Genomic DNA, 17,881 nt, shown 5'->3' with positions numbered 1-17,881 from the left:
TCCATCATTTTCCGTCTCTTGGCATGTCGAGCGAAAGTCCGAGCTTGCCGGGGTTAAGCAGATTGTCTGGATCAAGCGCCTTCTTCACCGTTTCCAGCAGCGGAAATGCTGATCCCAGAGCATCCTTCATGTAAGGCGCGCGAAGCAGTCCGACACCATGATGATGGCTCAAGGCCGCACCATACTTGATTAGAACGGCATTGGCAGCATCCCATGCAGCGCGATACCATTCTGCGCGCTTTTCCACGTCCACGTCACCACGCAGCGAGAAATAAAGGCAGGCGCCATCGACATAGGCATGCGACTGATGCGCCGATCCCGCCAGCGTACCCGGCACGGCATTGATGGCAGCCACGACTTCATCGTAGATCGCAGGCAGATCGCGCCAGCAGCCGGTCATTTCCAGCGTATCGGCAACAAAGCCGGGGCTGCGTTTGAAGCCCTCGGCGCTCTTGCCGGTCAGATAACGCGTATCGAGCCACTTCTCGAAAATCGTATCACCATCAAGCTTGTCACCGAGTTCAGCGCAAACCTTCTCGCTGATCGCCATCACGGCATCGACCATTTCCTGCGCGCCTTCGTCCGCAATCAGCAGCACGTTGCTTTCCGGCAGACCGAACTGCACGCCGCTTTCCAGCTCGTCGTAAAGACGCAGCGCTGCCGGATTGGCACCGCCCTGCATGATGCGGCGGCAGGCTTCCAGACCGATGGCAAAGCTCTTGAACCCATAGGCAATCGCACGAGCGTAGTCCGGCAGGCGATGCAGTTTCAGGCGCGCCTTCACGATGATGCCGAGCGTACCTTCCGAACCGATAAAGATCTGCTGCAGATCAGGTCCGATTGCCGCGCGGGCATAGTTTCCAACCGTCACCAGCGAACCATCGGCCAGCACGACTTCCATGCCATAGACCATGTCCTCAATCTTGCCGTAGCGCGTCGAAAGCTGGCCCGCGCCGCGGCAGGCTATCCAGCCGCCCACAGTGCTGATACCGAACGAGGACGGCCAATGCCCCATGGTCATGCCAAAGTCGCGCTGGATCATTTCCTCAAAAATATCGCCGAACATGCCAGCTTCAACTTCGACGATCTGGCTGTCCGCATCGAAGCCGACAAAACGGTTGAGATTGCAGACATCAAGCACGATACCGCCGCGCAGCGGCAGCGCCGCGCCAGTAACATTGGAGCGCCCGGCAGAAACCGTGACGGGTACCTTGGCTTCATGCGCAAGGCGCATGACAGCCTGAACCTGCTCCACCGTCGAAACGCGAACGAACACACCATCAACCGTTGCGGGCTTTCCGCCCGTTTCCGCGACCATCGTGCGCGCCCACCAGTCGCGGGTATTCACAACGAGATCTTCGCGCGCGGTCAGAACTTCGTCTGCAACGCCCTGCAGCTTCGCGACAAGGGCGGCGTCCACTGAAACGGCGTCCTGAGCCAGATCGGCCTTGGTTCCGATTTCGTTGATGCTGCCGGCATAATGCGGCTGGGTCGGGGCACCAACGACATAATTTCCGCGATTGTAACCGCGCTTGATGGCTTCCTTGCTGATCATGTTCAGTTCGCTCCTGTGAGAATGGATTTTTCTTTTTCGGTCGCGGCCACATAGGCGGCGACCTGACGGTCGATTTCGGCCTGGGGGAGACCAAGCTCTTCACCCAGCAAGGCGCCAACCTTTGCGGCGGCACGTGCGGAGGCATCGCGCGCCATCAGGCGGGCACGCATACGACGCGACAGCACGTCATCGATGGTCCGGGCAAGTTCATGCCGGGCAGCGTAGACGACTTCTCCGCCGGTATAGGGCAGGCCCTCCACCACCGGTTCGGCAAGTTCAGGACGAGCAGCCATCAGATCGCTGACGAAGCGCGATTCCGTGCCGTAGCGTTCGCCCAGATGCGCCTCCATGCCACCGGAAGCCACGATTGCCTGTGCGTCATAACCGGCTGCACCCAGCAGAAACGCCTTCTTCGTGGTGCAGCGGCGACGATCACCCAAAACTTTTGCAGCAGCATCCACCGTCTGTTCGGCCATATGACGCGAAGTCGTCAGCTTGCCCCCCACAATCGTGACGAGGCCGTCTGGTGCAACATGCACGGAATGATCGCGTTTGACGTCCATGGTGCTACCACCAGACGAAGCGGCTACCAGCGGACGGCACCCGGCAATGCTGCCGACGACATCATCCGGCGTCAGGTCGATATTGAGTGCGCTGCACGCGCCCTCGATCAGAAAATCAAGCTCGCGACGCGTGCAATGCACATCATCAAGATCGCCCTGATAGTCCTCATCGGTCGTGCCAAGATAGGAGACGTTGCCCCAGCGCGTGATGGTCGCGCGGCGGCTGCGGCCGGGCACGGGCACCGTCACGGTGCAGTCGTTGCGAATTTTCAACCATGGGATTGCCACGTGAACGCCTTTGGCCGGGCGCACATGCAACGGTTTTTCCCCATCCTTGCCGAGCCCCATCCAGTCGCGCAGCCACACGCCTGTCGCCATGATGACGGTCTTGGCGCGCACCTGGATTTCCTTACCCTCGACAGTCCGAACAATAGCGCCGTCGACCCGACCCGAGCTACGGGTGATCTCTGCTACCTTCGAATGGTTGAGGACCGTGGCCCCATAAAAGCCGGCAGAACGGGCAAGCGCCAGCGTCAGGCGCGCATCATCGACGCGGGCATCAAAATACATGAGGCCGCCACGCAGATGTTCGTCCTTGAAGGTCGGACAATGCGCCAGCACTTCCGCCGCAGTCAGCTTCTGATGCAGGATGCCCTCGCGCCAGCCACCAGCCAGATCATATGTCCAAAGCAGGCCTTCAAATGCCTTGGCGAAGCGGGAATCGAATACACCATCCCGTTCCAGAATGGGGAACAGGAAAGGCAGGCGCTGCACCAGATGGCTGGCATTGCGGCGCAGGCGCTGACGCTCCAGCAGCGAGTGACGCACCAGACCGAGATTGCCCTGCTCGATATAGCGCAGGCCACCATGCACCATCTTGGAGGATTTGGACGACGTACCGGATGCAAAATCATCCTTCTCGATCAGCGCAACACGAAAGCCGCGCAGGCTTGCATCAAAGGCGCAGTAAGCACCGGTCACGCCACCGCCAACGATCAGAATGTCGTAGGTTTCAGTGGCAAGACGGTCTTCCTGTTCCGACCGGTTCAACCTCAGCGGCTCGGTGCGGATCATCCGGGCGCGATCCTTGTCCGCGCGCCGGGAGCGCAGATTCAGCATTTCAACTCCTGTTTAATGATAGTGACCCGACTGAACGCGTGCGACTTCCTCATCCGTGAGGGAGTGCCATCGCGCTCTACGGTCTTGTCTTTCCGCTTCGCTGGTCTTGGGGATGAAGAGATTGCCTTCGGGCAGCGTGGCGCGCGCTTCCGCAAGGTCGCTCCAGAGCAATCCGTCGCTACCTGCCAGAAACGCGGTGCCCCGAAGGCTCGCGCGATCCTGATCCGCCATGCGCCGCACAGGAACACCGCTGAGATCAGCCTGTAGCTGAAGCAGCGTATCGCTGGACGAAAGCCCCCCGCCTGCCACCACTTCCCGCACCGGAACGCCAGCCACTTCAGAGCTTGCCTCTGCGCAGGAAACAACCGAATGGGCAATGCCCTCCAGAATGGCATGAGCAAGATGCGCCCGGCTGTGGGCCATCGAAAGCCCGGTCAGCGATGCCCGGCCATCCGGTACGATGTTCGGCTGACGCAATCCCGTCAGGGTCGGCATGAAGAAAAGGCCGTTGGAAGACGGTACTGTCGCAGCCAGTTCGCTAATTTCCCTGGCATTCTCGAACCAGCGCATTTCATTGCAGAGCCAGTTGAGCGCCGAGCCGGTTGTGGCGGCATAGGTCTCGACCGCGAAATGCGAGAGGTTCTCGCTCCGCCAGGCCGTCATGGTGAAAGTTGCCTCGTAGAGGCCGGGATTTTTCGGCGTCTGCTTTCCAATCACCAGATCAACGAAGCTTCCCGTGCCATGCACGCACATGGCCTGACCCGCATCGTGACAGCCAAGGCCGACCAGACCGCCGAGCTGATCACCGCAGGACGCCTTGATCGGCACGCGGATACCCAGAATGTCCTGCCGCGTAAAACCGAAATCATCGGCGTCCTGTTTCAGCTCGGGCAACAGTTCCAGCGGAAAATCCTGCGCTTCCACCCAATCGGTGAAATAGCGATGTTCACCAAGAATATAGGCACCGGCAGAGGTCGCATTGGTCGGCGTCGTGACGGCTTTGCGTTCTTCGGACAGGTTCCACAGCAGCCAGCTGTCGACCGTGCCAAAGGCAAGTCTTTTCGCTTTCCACGCCTCGCGCACAGCAGGCGTTTCCTGCATATGGCGCGCCGCCCACAGATAGATCGCCCGTCCGCCAACCGGACGCCCGGCAAGCGACACGAGTTTCGCGTCCCATATGGCGCCGAGCGGCTTCAGCTCTTCGGCATAGCGTGAATCCTGCCACACCATGGCCGGGACCAGCGCGCGACCCGTCTCGGTATCCCACAGAACACCGGTTGCGCGTTGCGTGGCAATTGCCATTGCGGCGATCTCCACGCCCGCATCCCGCGCCGTGGCGATCGTCTTGCCGCATACTTCGATGGTCTTTTGCAAAAGAACATCGGCGTCCTGTTCCACCACGTTATGACGCGGCGAAGATACGGTAAGCGTCGTGTAATTGACGGCGGAGACCGAACCGTCGGCCGCGACAAGCGCGGCCCTGGTTCCGGACGTTCCTTCATCAATTGCCAGAATGGCCTGTCTGCGTCCGTTCACATTATCCTCCGTTATTACCGGTCACCTTCGAACTGCGGCGCATTCGGCTCGTCATCCGGGCTGATCTTGGTGCGTGTCGGATCCCACTGAATGATCGAGCAGATGATGCAGGCAATCAGTGGAACGACCGATAGGATCAGGAATGTCGTGCCGAGACCGTAGGTCTCTCGGAAGATCGGAAAGACCAGCAGGCCAAGAGCCGCACCCATGGCACCGAGCGCACCGATGACACCGTTGGCGCCAGCACGCAGTTCGCTGCGGAACGAGAGTGACGACAGGCTCTTGCCGTTCGCACCGGGACCGCCGGAATGGAACAGGATGAACAGCGACGGCACGATCACCGCAAGCCAGGTCGGCATGGTGTCATGGAACAGGCCCATGATCAGCAGCATGACAAAGACTGCACCGAAGCCGATGGCGGAAGCCTTGCGCAAGCCGAGTACGCGTCCGATGACTGGCGAAGAGAAGCCACCGATGATGCCAAACACGTTGAACACCAGCGTGCCCATCATGGCGTAGAGGAAGTCCTTGCCGAACAACGCCGCGCTGATAAGCGGCAGATACCAGCCCACGGCAAAATACTGGATCGACTGTCCGATCTGGACGGTTGCGGCAAGAATCGTGCGCGGCAGATAGATGCCACGGAAAATGAGGGCAACATTGGCGATGCCGCGACGGGCCTGATTGAGAACCGGCAAACGGTCTTCAGGCACGGCGGCAACAAAATCGCGGTGATAGATGCGGGTCATCGCACGGGCAGCATCCTCCAGCCGCTCCTTGCGGGCGAGCCAGATCGGGCTTTCAACCATGAATACCGCCTGAAGAATCATGATGGCGAAGGCGAACACACCCGTTGCGGCAACAGAATAGCGCCAAATCGAGTCACCCACGTCCCAGCTGTAGAACAGCATGGCCAGAAGCACGTTTGTACAAACGGCGGTGTACCAGATGCCCTGCCACGTATTGAGGCGGCTGCGCAGGCGCGCAGGCGTAAATTCGGCAAGTACGGCCATAGCGATAGCAAAATCGATACCGTAGGCGGCGCCCACGAAGAAACGCCCCATGAGGATGACTTCATAGGAATGGGCCGTCATCACCAGCACTGCACCGATGAGCGCAATGAGCTTTGCGAAGATCAGCGGGCGCATACGGCCCCAGCGGTCGGCGATCCAGCCGCCGATTGGATTGAATGCGATCGATACCCACGAGGCGAAAGACGTCATAAGCGCAACCTGCGCCGCATCCAGCCCCAGATCCCGTGTCATAGGCCCAAGCCCTGCGCTCAGCGCCGAATTGGCGAAGGCATCAAGAAACAGGCCGCCGAGTGCAAGCCACCAGATGATACCGGCGCGACCTCGAATACCGTCATTCGCATCAATGTAGGAAATAATATCCGGCACGCCCCTCAGGGCTATCTTGCTTCCGTGCATTACGGCGTCCTCCCAACGTCGTTAAGACATCTGCAAGAGGACTTATCCGGATTCCAGACGTAATAAGACCATCCTTGCAGATGGTCTTAAATCTTCAGTCTGCATTTATGGTTATAGCCAGTTTTTAAGAGGAGTCAATGCGCCGCTTTTATCGCTGACCACCATGGCTCAATAGAATTATTCGACAATTTTCTCGACTTTGCATTGTGTCTAAACGCGCGGGACGCAACTAGTTTAGGTCACAGAATGAATGGCTTCCACCTCGCACTGCCATCCTCATTACATAATTGCCAATCGGCAATCTTCGGCCTTTAACGACTGGAACGGGTAGATGGCCGGCCCCTCCTTGCCCCTCAGTAGACGCTTCCTAGACTGTGATGGACTGTTACAAAAAACTAAAAACTGTACTTGAGAAGTGGCTCGGTTTGTCTGAACAGTTTCGGGCGTTTCGCTAAGTGGATTTCCGCCTCGATTATGCCGCCCGCCATCATTGGTGTCAGTGCGTTGAAGTAAGCCTGATCCGGCGTCTGCCGGTCAAGCGATGAATGTGGGCGTAAAAGTTCAGATGCCGGCCGATGCCAGCGCGAGCAAGCTCTTCGAGTGCTCGCTGCACCGTACGTGGGCTCACGTTCAAGGCGAGCGCCAATGCCGAACTCGACCAGGCTTCCCCATCGTTGAGCAAAGCTAGGATTTGGGCACGGTCGCTCACATTGGCGGAAGTCAATCCAAAGCGCGCCGATGATCTGTTCAAGCGCGGGTTGTCGTTTGGACAAAGCCGGGTGATCTGTAACGCGCACTGGCAAAGCGATGTCGATGCGGGACGCATTATGGGGGCCGCGACAGTCGCCAAACTGCACAGCAATCCCGAATTCCTTGCTGATGTTCAGGCCGCGCGCAAGGAATTGGAATCAGCGAACAGGCCGTCTGTCGATTGCACTGTTGAGGAGCAGGCGCTCTCAGAGCAAATGCAATGACAACCCTTTCCCTCAACTGATGACCGAAGCGGAATTTCGGGGGGGGAATGCGTCACTATAGATTTTTCGCGATTGCGCTGACTGTTTTGATTGGCAGTCAGCATATGGCCTTCGCCGCTGATATTCCGTTCGCATCCACTGTCTCAGAGCCTGTAAGTCAAGAAGTCAAACCGGATGGATGGCGCTTTAGTGCAAGCCCATATTTCTGTGCAGCTGGTATCGGTGGCACTGCGGGCCAATTTGGATTGCCACCTGCAAAAATGAAATCTGATTTCGGGAGCCTCTTCAAAGAACTCGACTTCTCGTTCATGGGTGTCATTGAAGGGCATTATGATCGCTATAGTCTGTTCAACGATATCATTTATACAAAAATATCGACAGGTGGTCAGATCCCTTACGGAGTATTGAGCAACGGCGTTGATATTAAATCTGAGACGTTTTCCGGTTTTTTCGGCGGGGATTACAGTCTTCTTGAGGAAGGGAGAAGCCGCCTTGGTGTGGTGGCAGGCGCGCGCGTCTGGTACGCGAGTACGGAAATCTCTTTTGATGGTGGATTATTGGACGGCCACAGCGGACGCGACAGTGCTGCATGGGGCGATGCCGTTGCCGGAATACGCGGTAAGTACTTCCTGACAAATGATGTTTTCTTCAGTGGTTGGGGCGTCGTGGGGGCGGGGCAAGCCAAGATCGATTGGGATATTGCCGGAAGGCTTAGATATCAGTTCAGGAACAATCTATCTGCTGTTGCAGGCTATCGCGCGCTTGGTATCGACTATAGTCATGATGGTTTCGTTTATGATGCGGTTCAAAAAGGGCCGATACTGGGGCTTGTGGTACACTTCTAACAAGATACCGAAGCTCGAATGAACCATTGAAATCAACGTCAATCGGGTTGCCGTCGGTTAACTTGGGCGAGAATGGAGCGAAAGATGATTTTGCGAAATGTCACCAGCGTCGAACCCGGTAAATCAATGCGCTATGGATCGTTGGTCGCCCATAGCGCATCGCCTACGATTTCGAGAGGCGGTTATCCGCGCTCAAGTCAGACTTGATGGTGCTTCTCCCACCACCGAAGCTGAACTAGCCGTCATTTCCGAAAGCATCGAAATCAAAGTATTTATCGTTGATTTCCTTATATTTTCCGTTGATCCGGATTTCCTTGATTGCTTCGTTGAACTTTGAAACCAGTTCCGGGCGTCCCTTCTTGATAGCAGCTCCAACACCGGCGCCATGATATTGTGCCACCGGCGGATAGGTGCCGATCATCTTGCAGCAAGCACCTTCCGGCGTCTTGAGCCACTCTGCCAGCGACACGCTGTCATCATTAATGGCATCAAGACGACCATTCACCAGGTCTAGCTTGAATTCCTGAGAGGTCGGATAGGCTTTTACTGTGCTGTCGGTAAAGTAAGCCTCTGCATAGTTCGCGTGGGTCGTTGAGCCTTGCACACCGACAGTCTTGCCAGCAAGGTCGTCCTTGGTGACACCCTTGATGTCAGAATCCTTCAATGCCACCATTCCCGGAGGAGGGTTGAAGTACTTATTGGAAAAATCAACCTGCTTCTTGCGTTCCTCGGTTATCGACATGGAAGCGATAAACGCATCAAACTTTCCGGATTGGATAGCAGGGATAGCGCCGTCCCAATCCTGAGCGACAATTTCACATTGCGCCTTCATCTGATCGCAGAGCGCCTTGGCGATTTCAACCTCGAAACCGGCAAGCGATCCATCTGCCAATTGATAATTCATCGGCGGATTGGCACCTTCGGTGCCAATGATGAGCTTCAAAGGCTCTTCGCCATGGGCAATGCCCGCTCCTAAAGAGAGTGCCATCGCGATTATTGATGGTGTGAGCGCTGCTGTTTTCAAATATTTCATGGTTTCCTCCCATTTTGTTTGAAATTGAAATAGGTGTTCGAAAGAATACTAACCGTTGTGTTTTTCTTTATTTTCAGATCGAAAGTATTCGATAGAATATTGCGCATAGAGGGCTGCACCCCTGAAAAGAACATCTTCATCGATATTGAATTTCGGATGGTGGTGGGGATGGACGGCGTCGATCTCTTCGTTTCGCACGCCGATGAATGCGAAGACACCGGGATAGACTTTAAGGAAATCGGCAAAGTTTTCTGAGGCCATTACCGTGTTGAAACTCGTGCAGTCTTTTTCCAGGCCGAGAGACTGAATGGCGCGACGGGCAACGTTGCTGCATGCCGGATCATTAGTGACTGCTGAAACACCGCCGCTGAATCTAATTTCTGCTCGGGTGCGATAGGCATCGGCCGTGCTTGTTACTGTCCGCTTCAACGCTTCTTCGAGATAATTCATTATCTCGGGGCGCGTTGCACGCATCGTGCCCGAGACGCTGACCTTGTCTGGAATGACATTATCTGCATTGCCGCCGCAGATACTTCCAAAAGTCAGCGCGACGGGTTCCGTAGGATCGAATTCACGGCTGACGAGTGCAGCGCAATTCAAAATGATCGCTGCAGTCGCGATGATAGGGTCGATACCTCTGTTGGGGTAAGCGCCGTGCGTGCCCACGCCATGGATTGTCAGATCGATTGATTGCCCGGTAGCCATTCGAGGGCCTGATTCAATGGAGATTTTGCCGGTCTCCAGCTCCGACCAGAGATGAATGCCCAATACGCTTTCAACGGGGTGCCTTGCGAGTTCTTTCAGAATGTCTTCTGTTCCCTCGCCAACTTCTTCGGCTTGTTGAAAGCATAGCTTGACTGTTCCATGGAGCTGGTCGCGAGATTTCATGAGAATACGCGCCGCTCCCAGCAGCATGGCGACATGTCCATCATGGCCGCAGGCATGCATGACGCGAGCCGTGCCGGACCTGTACTCCAGGTGAAGGTTGTCTTCTTCGATTGGCAAAGCATCCATGTCGGCGCGCAAGGCGACAACCCGTTCGCTTTGCGATCCGGCAATTGTTGCCACAATCCCAAACTCGCCGACTAAAATATAAGGGATGCCTATTGCATCAAGTTCTTCCCTGATACGTGCAGAAGTGCGTCGCTCATTCAGGGAAAGCTCAGGGTGTTTATGAAATTCCCTGCGCAATTCACGCATATAGTTTTGCTCACTTCGAGCCAGTTCCAACGTTTTCAGTTCCGCCCCCGCATTATTTGTCGTCCCCGTCACCTTTCGATGATCCTGCCTACGAACAGCCAGTGCAGGTCCAGAACCTCCGTGAGTGATCAGGTGCAATCAGTCGAACATCCGATTGCGACTTGCCCACTTTCTTTTCCGTTCTGCGTCTTGCTCTGTTCCCGCTTGACCGTCGAGGCTGTCATATCTCCCGCCGCACTTCATCCGGTAAAATGCCGTCTTGGCAGGCACCATGCCTAAATCTGCCGTCATATTGTCGGCGGCGGCTATCCATGAATGAGCCGAAGGTTTTGTGTGGGTCAGGTCTGTTGATGTTGGCTAATATTGATCGATTGACAAAACTGCTGGCGCCACAGCAATCTGGTGTGGGGAATCGCTCGGGGGGACACGTGACTATGCTCAATAACGGGTCTGCATCAGTCGGGCGGCTGCATTCATCATGACGCTCGATCCAGTATTTCACCTGCGTCCAAAGAATACTGGCGCTGCACCTCTTTGTGTCGTGGAGCGAAATTCCTGTTTCCAGGGCGCTGTACATATTTCCGGATTTGTCATCGCGGCAAACAGCAAAGTGCTTGGTTTGAATCTCAAACTGCCGGACGGGCGTGAACTGGTAATCTCACAGCACAGCCTGCCAAGCCCGGACCTGAGCCGTGTCTATGGGCGCTCGGCGGCAGCATGTCGTTTCAATGAGCGCATCTTTACCGGCCTCGAAACCGCTCAAATGCTGAATGCTACGATAGAAGTTTGCCTGGCTGATGGGTCCAGATTGGAACAGCCGCTTTCCGCAGCGGATCCGCATGACCCTGTTTTGGTGCTGGTCAACCGTTTCTTCGATGAGATTCATCAGTGCTCAAACGGGCATATGCTCGAAATCGGCTCTCGCAATCGAACCGGCGCCATGTGGCGCGAACGTCTGCCTGCCGCCTGGCAATATACCGGTTTTGATATTCTGGAAGGCGAAAATGTCGACGTCGTCGGCGATGCCCACGAAGCGAGCAGTTTTCTGCCCAGAAATCAATTCGACGCCGTCATGTCATTTGCAGTGTTTGAACACCTGCTGATGCCGTGGAAAGCAGTCATCGAAATGAACCGGGTGATGAAGCCGGGAGCGATTGGCATCATACTCGCACCACAGACCTGGCCGCTGCATGAGGAGCCTTGCGATTACTTCCGCTTCTCGCGCCATTCATGGAAAGCGCTGCTCAATCGCGCAACGGGCTTTGAAATAATCAAAGCCGTTGATGGTTGTGACGCCTATATCGTGGCGAAAGTCCACAATCTGGCGACAAGCTTCGGCGAGTTCTATACCGGGGCCTTGATGTCAGCGGTCTTTTTCAGGAAGACAGGCGAAACGAACCTTGACTGGCCTGTTTCACTTTCCTCTCTCGGCGATGATCTTTACCCGATGTGATGCGATTTTCAGACAAGGATGCGTGTTAAAACAAAGTGTTAAAGCGCCGATCTGATCCAGTCAGATCGGCGCTTTAACGCAACGTTTTTAGAGCTCAGTCTAAGCAGACGCTTTGGAGCGCGAAGCCAGGATGGACAGAGATGGTCCATGTTCGGCATCGGGCTTATCGTGTGCGGTAATGATCTCGTCAAAGCCGAGCTGGGCCAGAAGCCAGAGCAAATCTTCCCGGTTGATCCAGCGTGGTTCCGCCTCCATGCCGCCGCAAAAGGTCTTTTCCTTTTGTTCCAGATAGGGCCGCTTGTGGAGCTTGATCAGTCGTCCGTTCCAGTCGCGCAATTCCGGATCGCCGAGGGCATCCAGGCGTGGATCACCGGGACGCATGGCATCCGTATCGACAACATGCGTCCAGAGATATAGCCGATCAGTACGGCTGGAAAGAAGCTCGAGCGTACGGATCGGGTCCGACATGTGATACAGCACGCCGCTGGCGACGATCAGCGGCCATTGCGTTTTCTCTCTTTCCAGATAGGGGAGGAAATCACCCAGCTGGAAAGATGCGCCGTGCAGTTGCAGAACTTCTTTCGTTACCAGACAGCGAAGATAAGAATCCCGTTTTGCCTCAATAGCCGTAACGGATGCAGCGCCTTCTGAAAGCAAGGTTGCAGTATGGGCACCTTCCAGGGGCCCTAGTTCGAGGACGTCTTTTCCTTTGAACCAATCCTTCAACTGTGCGGTGAGCCAGAGGATTCTCGGGTCCGCAAACAGGGCATTGGTGCCCGCCCGCAGGCCTGTCTCTGAAGGAAAGGCCGATACCCAGCCACCCTTGAATATGTCCATGGCATTCTGTGCCGAAGGTGCTGTGCTTTCATAGCCCGGCGTAATGTCAATTTGCGGGGGAGTTGCCGCTGCCGACGAAGGCTCCTCCGGGCCTGCTTCCTTGATCGCATTCAGTGCAAGGGTAAGTCTGTCCGGCTGCGTCGTTACAGATGGATTGCGGCTCATCACCACATAGAATTCGCAGCCGAAACTTGGGTGAAACAGCTCTTCCTTGAGACCCAGAACGCCAGCATTGTACAAATCCTGCATGGCGAGACGGAAACTTGAGGGTGTGAAAACCCAGGCGTGGCAATCGACGTATTCGTCATTCTTGCTCGTCGCGCTCGCGTAGCCGGACGATGGTGTGCCGGCAAAAGCGAAATCGCCCTTATGCCCTTCCATCCAGACCTGTATGCCGCCGCGTGTTGCATTGGAGGCATGGTGATCGAAGAGGACAGCTGTTCCATGTCTCTTTTGTTCCGCGAGGTAGGCAGCCAGCATATGACCTGCTGTGGTGCTCGGACGCAGATAATCAAAAGTATAACGTCGGTCCGGCACGAGAAGATAAACCTTGCCGCCGGGCTTGAGCGCGCGCTCACAACGCTGAAGGAAATGAATGGGGTCTGTCAGATGCTCGAAAACATGGCTGGCAACGATGAAGTCAAACCCATCCCCGGTCAGATCCAGCTCGCTGAACTCGCCGCCATCGTCAATTGCATCGACGGTTTCCAGCCTGGAAGTGTCGACGCCCATACCATTATACTTGAGACGCAAGGATTGCGTGTCGGTATGGTCTATGACGAGCGTCCTGAAGCCGTCTCTCTTTGGTAAAATCGGAGCATAAGATGCACCTATTTCTATGCCGCGAGAGTTTTTTCCCACTTCATTTCTGATCAGCTCCCGGAAATCCATGAATAGCCTGCCCCCTTTATTATATCTTCTCTGAATATCGCATCCGAGCCATTTATTTTAGCGAGGCCCGGTGTTATTCACAAAGAAATTGAGCCGGGGGGGCAGGAATGCGCATTGGAAAAGCAATGAACTGGTTGGCTGTGCGCGCTTATATACGTAGCGCCAAGCTTGTTCAGGCGCCGCATATTTTCATGGAAAAAACGCCGCGATTTCTATCGGATGAAACAACACGCCAGCCGAACGGCGATCTCTATGCAATCGTCGTCAAGTATAACAAGTTTGGTGTTACGCCCGATTTTCTGCATCTCCTGAATGAACTGCGTCATCAGAACATCAATCCCATTGTTGTTTGCAATGGCAGACTGTCGCAACCGGAGCATGACGCAATCAAAGCCGTGGCCCAACGCGTTCTCGTCCGCCAGAATATCGGCCGCGATTTTGGCGCCTATCGCGCAGCTACATTGCTTCTTGCTGCTGAAGGGCTGCAACTCCGGCGACTGCTCTATTTCAACGACAGCATCATGTATGTTCCCGGTGCTGGCCTTCGAAACATGATCGCATCGCTTGCCGATAGTGCGTATGATGTCGTCGGCACGAACGAGAATCACGAATTCATCCACCATGTTGGCAGCTATGCCTTCAGCGTTTCCGGCAAAGTATTCAACGATGCTGCGGTGCGGCGTTTCTGGTCGCGATATCGCCCATACGATATCAGACCTCATGCCATCAGAAAGGGTGAGGTGGCTCTGTCAGAATGCTTCGTGCGCTGCGGTTACAACATCGATGTGCTGTACTCCACTGACAAGCTGGCTCTCAAACTCGACAGAATGGCGATGCCGGATATCGTATCCAATCTTCGCTATCTGCCAAATGGCGCTTTTCGCAGCTATGAACTTGAGCCGCTTCTGGCTGGCGCGATCTATACCGGTAAAATGCTTTCCAAACGCTCCGGTAAGCGGAACGCAAAGCCTGCGGCTATCGATGAGATGAACCTGACGCCAACCATCAGCCAATATTCAAAGGCGATGAAGGGACGTGTTGACACATCGCCCGCTGACGACCGGGGCAGGCTTGTCGGCGAACAGGTGAGGCGAGAGGTCCTGGTCAATCACATGATGGGGATCGTCATGAATGGCAGTCAGGTTCACTATGGTTTTGGGCTGTTTCACAGAACGATGGATAGTCCGCTGATCAAGCGTGATCTGCTTCTTCGCGGTCTTCTTTTCGAACATGATTGCGCACGCATTCTGGACTATATGCCTGCTCAGCAGCGCGAGCCCATCATGCGCGAGTTGCTCAATCGGGGCCGTAGCGTCAATGTCGGCGGTTTCCGGCGCTTTAAGTTGCGCAACGGGTTGCTCTGAGCCTGATGTGACAAGTGCCCAAAATTGGGGTGTTACCTGTCCGGTACTTGCGATTTTGAAATTTCATGGGGAATATGTCTTGTGTCTTCCCCTAATACAGCTAATCATCGACAGCAGTTTATTTGATACGGAAGAAGAAATTCAATCATTGCTATGAGGAGGTGAAAATCCATGACCTCGATAAAGCAGTATATGATTCAGTTTGCGTTGATGCTGGGCCTTTTCTCTCTGGGCTCTATTGATGTTTCCCGTGCACAATTTCTCGATGCTTTCAAAGCCCGAAATACAATAACGGCTGATGCCATTACCCGGATGCCGGTCGGAACCCGTGTGGTGCTCACCGGTTCGATCAAAAGCAATGTCAGGAGGGCTCAGTATGTTTTTCAGGATCGCACTGGACGAACGAGAGTTCGGATCGAAAGAGAAGTCTGGCGCGGAAGAGAAATAAACACCAAGAACAAAATTGAAATTCGGGGTCGTGTCGAAAACGACGTCAGGGGAAGGTTCATCGACGTATATTACTTCAAGATAGTCGAATAGTTGGTTTGAATAACTGATTCAATCGGGAGTTGCCATGTTTAGACTGGGTGGAAAATATCAGCATTTCATTCACGGTGACAGCTGCGGTTGTTCCAACCCCATGTTGCAACAGGTTTCCCGGCGTCTGGATCGCTTGTCGCGAAGACATTTTCTTGCAGGAGCGGCGGCGACAGCTGCGGCAACGATGATCGCGGATCGCTCTTTCGCACAGTCTCCTAAAATTCTCCTGACGCGGGCGCGGCTTTTCGACGGCAAGGCGGACACTCTGAAATCCGGTGTGCAGGTTCTGGTCGAGGGCAATCGCATCGCTGCTGTCGATACGACAAACAGTGCTCCGCCCGAAGGCGCGACGGTCATCGACTGCGGCGACCGCGTGCTGATGCCGGGTCTGATCGACGCGCACTGGCACGCCGTTTATGCGGCGGTGCCGCTGCCGGTGCTTCTGGAGGGAGATCTGGGTATAATTTTCGCAGCGTCTACGGCAGAAGCAGAACGCACACTTCTGCGCGGCTTTACGACGGTGCGCGATATGGGCGGGCCGACTTTCTCGTTCAAGCGCGCGATCGATACGGGGATCATCTCCGGCCCGCGCATCTTTCCCGCAGGTGCGATGATAACGACGACCGGCGGTCATGGTGATCTGAGGCTGCCAACGGAAATTCCGCGCGACGGAGGCAAACTCAGCACTGGTGAATTGATGGGGGCTTCAGCAATCGTCGATGATTCAGGCAGCTTGAAGCTTCGTGTGCGCGAGCAGCTGTTGCAGGGCGCCTCGCAGATCAAGATCGTTGCTGGCGGCGGTGTGTCCTCGCCGCGCAGTCCGCTTGACATGTCGACATTCAGTGAGGACGAAATTCGCGCGGCGGTCGATGTGGCAAAGGACTGGAACACCTATGTCACGGTCCATGCCTATGCGTCGAATACGGTCCAGCGGTCTATCAGAGCTGGTGTTGCATGTGTCGAACATGCGCACCTGATGGATGAGGAAACTGCGCGCATGTTTGCGGAAAAGAGTGTCTGGTTGAGCATGCAGCCTTTCCTGACGATGGAGGATGCGGCGTCACAGACAGGGCCAGGCGCCGAACGGATTCAGCAGCTTTTCGCAGGCACGCCAAGGATTTACGAGTTCGCGCGCAAATACGGGATAAAGACCGCCTGGGGTTCAGACGTTCTGTTCTCACCCGCATTGACCCCGCGCCAGAATTTCATGCTGACCCATTTGAGCCAGTGGTATTCAAATGCGGAAGTGCTTCGTGCGGCTACATCGGTCAATGCGGAATTGCTCGCCCTTTCCAATCTGCGCAATCCTTATCCCGGCAAGCTCGGCCTCGTGGAACCGGGCGCTTTCGCCGATCTTCTGGTTCTGAACGAAAATCCGCTAGATGATATTCATGTGCTTGAAAAGCCGGAACAGACGCTGGCGGTCGTCATGAAAGACGGTCAAATTCACAAGAATACCCTGAAATCATGAGTTGATTTCTTGGCTGGGGATGGGGAGGTTTTATGCTGAAGGCTGGCAATGCAACCCTGATCCTGATTGCAGGATGCGTCCTGATTGCATTGCTCCATTACGGCGGCGCGGTATTTGCGCCGGTCGTTTTTGCATTGTTTATCATTATGCTCGTCTGGCCGGTCCAGCGCAGACTTTCATCGCTCATGTCGCGCTATCTTGCATTGGTGATCACTTTTCTTCTGGTGGTTTTCCTTCTGCTCGGTTTTGGCTGGCTGCTCGCGTGGACAGTCGGGCAGGTCGGTCGCCGCATATTGATCGATGCAGTTCGGTATCAGCTCCTCTATGAGCAGCTTAAAATCTGGCTTGAGGGGCATGGTATCGCGGCTTCAGTTCTGTGGTCGGAGAATTTCAGCGTAAGCTGGACTTTGCGGATGCTTCAATCGATAGGAAGCCGCCTCAACAATACATTCAGTTTCTGGCTCGTGGCTCTGGTCTATGTCCTGTTGGGGCTTGCCGAAACCGATGAGTTTCGCGCGCGGATCAAGCAGCTGAAAAATCGGGAGGCTGCAAATTCATTCCTGCGTGCCAGCCAGTCAGCAGCTACAAAAATCCGGTTCTATATGCTGCTTAGGGCTTTGATGAGCCTTGCGACTGGTTCGTTTGTCTGGCTTCTAACCCGTTTGATCGGTTTACCATTTGCCGAAACCTGGGGATTTGTCGCGTTCATCCTGAATTTCATCCCTTTCCTCGGCCCGCTGGTCGCCACGCTCTTTATTACCGCGTTTGCCTTCACACACTTTGCCAGCTGGCAATGGGTGCTCGCGGTCTTTGTCGGTTTGAACATCATACAATCTGTCATCGGAAGCGTGATAGAGCCTCGATTGACGGGAAAGACAATTTCCCTGTCGCCGTTTGCAACGCTCTTTTCCGTGTTCGCCTGGGGCTCGCTCTGGGGTGTCTTCGGAGCTTTTATCGGCGTGCCGATCACAATCGTCGCCCTGACTTTCTGCGCGCGATATTCCGCTACCAGCTGGTTTGCCGAAATATTCGGCTTTTCCCGCGAATAACGTTGAAAGTTTTACGATGGA

The 17,881-nt window shown here is 55.2% G+C and carries 14 protein-coding genes and 1 pseudogene; 7 read left to right on the top strand and 8 right to left on the bottom strand.

The genetic code is table 11. The features are described 5' to 3' along the window. Positions 1 to 4: 4 nt before the first annotated feature. The 5 genes and pseudogenes from AC1RHM_RS21350 to AC1RHM_RS21330 form a co-directional block, all read right to left on the bottom strand. Entirely contained in the window at positions 5 to 1,555 is a 1,551-nt protein-coding gene (locus AC1RHM_RS21350; RefSeq protein ID WP_122242000.1) for an FAD-binding oxidoreductase, read from the bottom strand. Between the two features lie 2 nt (positions 1,556 to 1,557). After that, on the bottom strand, positions 1,558 to 3,237 hold the full coding sequence (locus AC1RHM_RS21345; RefSeq protein WP_492332614.1) for a glycerol-3-phosphate dehydrogenase/oxidase: 1,680 nt from the start codon (positions 3,235 to 3,237) through the stop codon (positions 1,558 to 1,560). Between the two features lie 12 nt (positions 3,238 to 3,249). Further along, on the bottom strand, positions 3,250 to 4,773 hold the full coding sequence (locus tag AC1RHM_RS21340) for an FGGY-family carbohydrate kinase (protein WP_151607491.1): 1,524 nt from the start codon (positions 4,771 to 4,773) through the stop codon (positions 3,250 to 3,252). Positions 4,774 to 4,787: 14 nt separating this feature from the next. Next, a complete protein-coding gene (locus AC1RHM_RS21335; RefSeq protein ID WP_029925044.1) occupies positions 4,788 to 6,203 on the bottom strand; it encodes an MFS transporter in 1,416 nt (471 codons plus the stop codon). Between the two features lie 485 nt (positions 6,204 to 6,688). Then, positions 6,689 to 6,900, bottom strand: a pseudogene (locus AC1RHM_RS21330) (HTH domain-containing protein); the annotation flags it as partial. Between the two features lie 13 nt (positions 6,901 to 6,913). Here AC1RHM_RS21330 and AC1RHM_RS21325 point away from each other — a divergent pair. Together AC1RHM_RS21325 and AC1RHM_RS21320 are read left to right on the top strand one after the other, a co-directional pair. Beyond that, positions 6,914 to 7,177 carry a phosphatase PAP2 family protein gene (locus AC1RHM_RS21325; RefSeq protein ID WP_051517819.1) on the top strand — a complete coding sequence of 88 codons (264 nt, stop codon included), beginning with the start codon at positions 6,914 to 6,916 and terminating at the stop codon, positions 7,175 to 7,177. 47 nt (positions 7,178 to 7,224) lie between these two features. Next, the gene (locus AC1RHM_RS21320) at positions 7,225 to 8,022 is read left to right on the top strand and encodes a hypothetical protein (protein ID WP_051517818.1); all 798 of its coding nucleotides are present in this window, start codon (positions 7,225 to 7,227) and stop codon (positions 8,020 to 8,022) included. Positions 8,023 to 8,257: 235 nt separating this feature from the next. On the opposite strand, the gene AC1RHM_RS21315 is transcribed toward AC1RHM_RS21320, so the two are convergent. Together AC1RHM_RS21315 and AC1RHM_RS21310 are read right to left on the bottom strand one after the other, a co-directional pair. Continuing rightward, on the bottom strand, positions 8,258 to 9,055 hold the full coding sequence (locus AC1RHM_RS21315) for a transporter substrate-binding domain-containing protein (RefSeq protein WP_036586876.1): 798 nt from the start codon (positions 9,053 to 9,055) through the stop codon (positions 8,258 to 8,260). Between the two features lie 48 nt (positions 9,056 to 9,103). Then, positions 9,104 to 10,327 (bottom strand): M20 metallopeptidase family protein, encoded by a 1,224-nt coding sequence (locus AC1RHM_RS21310; RefSeq protein WP_235907508.1) that lies wholly within the window; start codon positions 10,325 to 10,327, stop codon positions 9,104 to 9,106. Between the two features lie 406 nt (positions 10,328 to 10,733). On the opposite strand from AC1RHM_RS21310, the gene AC1RHM_RS21305 reads away from it, so the two are divergent. Further along, complete coding sequence (locus tag AC1RHM_RS21305) at positions 10,734 to 11,708, top strand: methyltransferase domain-containing protein (RefSeq protein WP_010661142.1); 975 nt, start codon at positions 10,734 to 10,736, stop codon at positions 11,706 to 11,708. 99 nt (positions 11,709 to 11,807) lie between these two features. On the opposite strand, the gene AC1RHM_RS21300 is transcribed toward AC1RHM_RS21305, so the two are convergent. After that, a complete protein-coding gene (locus AC1RHM_RS21300) occupies positions 11,808 to 13,436 on the bottom strand; it encodes a methyltransferase domain-containing protein (RefSeq protein ID WP_151577007.1) in 1,629 nt (542 codons plus the stop codon). 125 nt (positions 13,437 to 13,561) lie between these two features. Between AC1RHM_RS21300 and AC1RHM_RS21295 the strand changes: the two genes are divergently transcribed. The 4 genes from AC1RHM_RS21295 (at position 13,562) to AC1RHM_RS21280 (ending at position 17,860) form a co-directional block, all read left to right on the top strand. Next, a complete protein-coding gene (locus AC1RHM_RS21295) occupies positions 13,562 to 14,800 on the top strand; it encodes a rhamnan synthesis F family protein (RefSeq protein WP_235907510.1) in 1,239 nt (412 codons plus the stop codon). A gap of 171 nt (positions 14,801 to 14,971) precedes the next feature. Continuing rightward, positions 14,972 to 15,340, top strand: a complete 369-nt coding sequence (locus AC1RHM_RS21290) for a NirD/YgiW/YdeI family stress tolerance protein (RefSeq protein WP_010661145.1) — start codon at positions 14,972 to 14,974, stop codon at positions 15,338 to 15,340. Positions 15,341 to 15,374: 34 nt separating this feature from the next. Then, complete coding sequence (locus AC1RHM_RS21285; RefSeq protein WP_122241994.1) at positions 15,375 to 16,811, top strand: metal-dependent hydrolase family protein; 1,437 nt, start codon at positions 15,375 to 15,377, stop codon at positions 16,809 to 16,811. A gap of 32 nt (positions 16,812 to 16,843) precedes the next feature. After that, a complete protein-coding gene (locus tag AC1RHM_RS21280; protein ID WP_029925036.1) occupies positions 16,844 to 17,860 on the top strand; it encodes an AI-2E family transporter in 1,017 nt (338 codons plus the stop codon). Positions 17,861 to 17,881 lie beyond the last annotated feature (21 nt).

This window comes from Brucella sp. GW823-FHT04E01 (assembly GCF_058796175.1).
The sequence above is the reverse complement of the archived record's forward strand: the minus strand, read 5'-3'. Positions and strand labels throughout refer to the sequence as shown.

Coding starts and splice junctions, on each gene's coding strand:
- AC1RHM_RS21350 (WP_122242000.1), bottom strand. CDS start 1,555: ATGATCAGCAAGGAAGCCATCAAGCGCGGTTACAATCGCGGAAATTAT.
- AC1RHM_RS21345 (WP_492332614.1), bottom strand. CDS start 3,237: ATGCTGAATCTGCGCTCCCGGCGCGCGGACAAGGATCGCGCCCGGATG.
- AC1RHM_RS21335 (WP_029925044.1), bottom strand. CDS start 6,203: ATGCACGGAAGCAAGATAGCCCTGAGGGGCGTGCCGGATATTATTTCC.
- AC1RHM_RS21320 (WP_051517818.1), top strand. CDS start 7,225: ATGCGTCACTATAGATTTTTCGCGATTGCGCTGACTGTTTTGATTGGC.
- AC1RHM_RS21315 (WP_036586876.1), bottom strand. CDS start 9,055: ATGAAATATTTGAAAACAGCAGCGCTCACACCATCAATAATCGCGATG.
- AC1RHM_RS21305 (WP_010661142.1), top strand. CDS start 10,734: ATGACGCTCGATCCAGTATTTCACCTGCGTCCAAAGAATACTGGCGCT.
- AC1RHM_RS21300 (WP_151577007.1), bottom strand. CDS start 13,436: ATGGATTTCCGGGAGCTGATCAGAAATGAAGTGGGAAAAAACTCTCGC.
- AC1RHM_RS21295 (WP_235907510.1), top strand. CDS start 13,562: ATGAACTGGTTGGCTGTGCGCGCTTATATACGTAGCGCCAAGCTTGTT.
- AC1RHM_RS21290 (WP_010661145.1), top strand. CDS start 14,972: ATGACCTCGATAAAGCAGTATATGATTCAGTTTGCGTTGATGCTGGGC.
- AC1RHM_RS21285 (WP_122241994.1), top strand. CDS start 15,375: ATGTTTAGACTGGGTGGAAAATATCAGCATTTCATTCACGGTGACAGC.
- AC1RHM_RS21280 (WP_029925036.1), top strand. CDS start 16,844: ATGCTGAAGGCTGGCAATGCAACCCTGATCCTGATTGCAGGATGCGTC.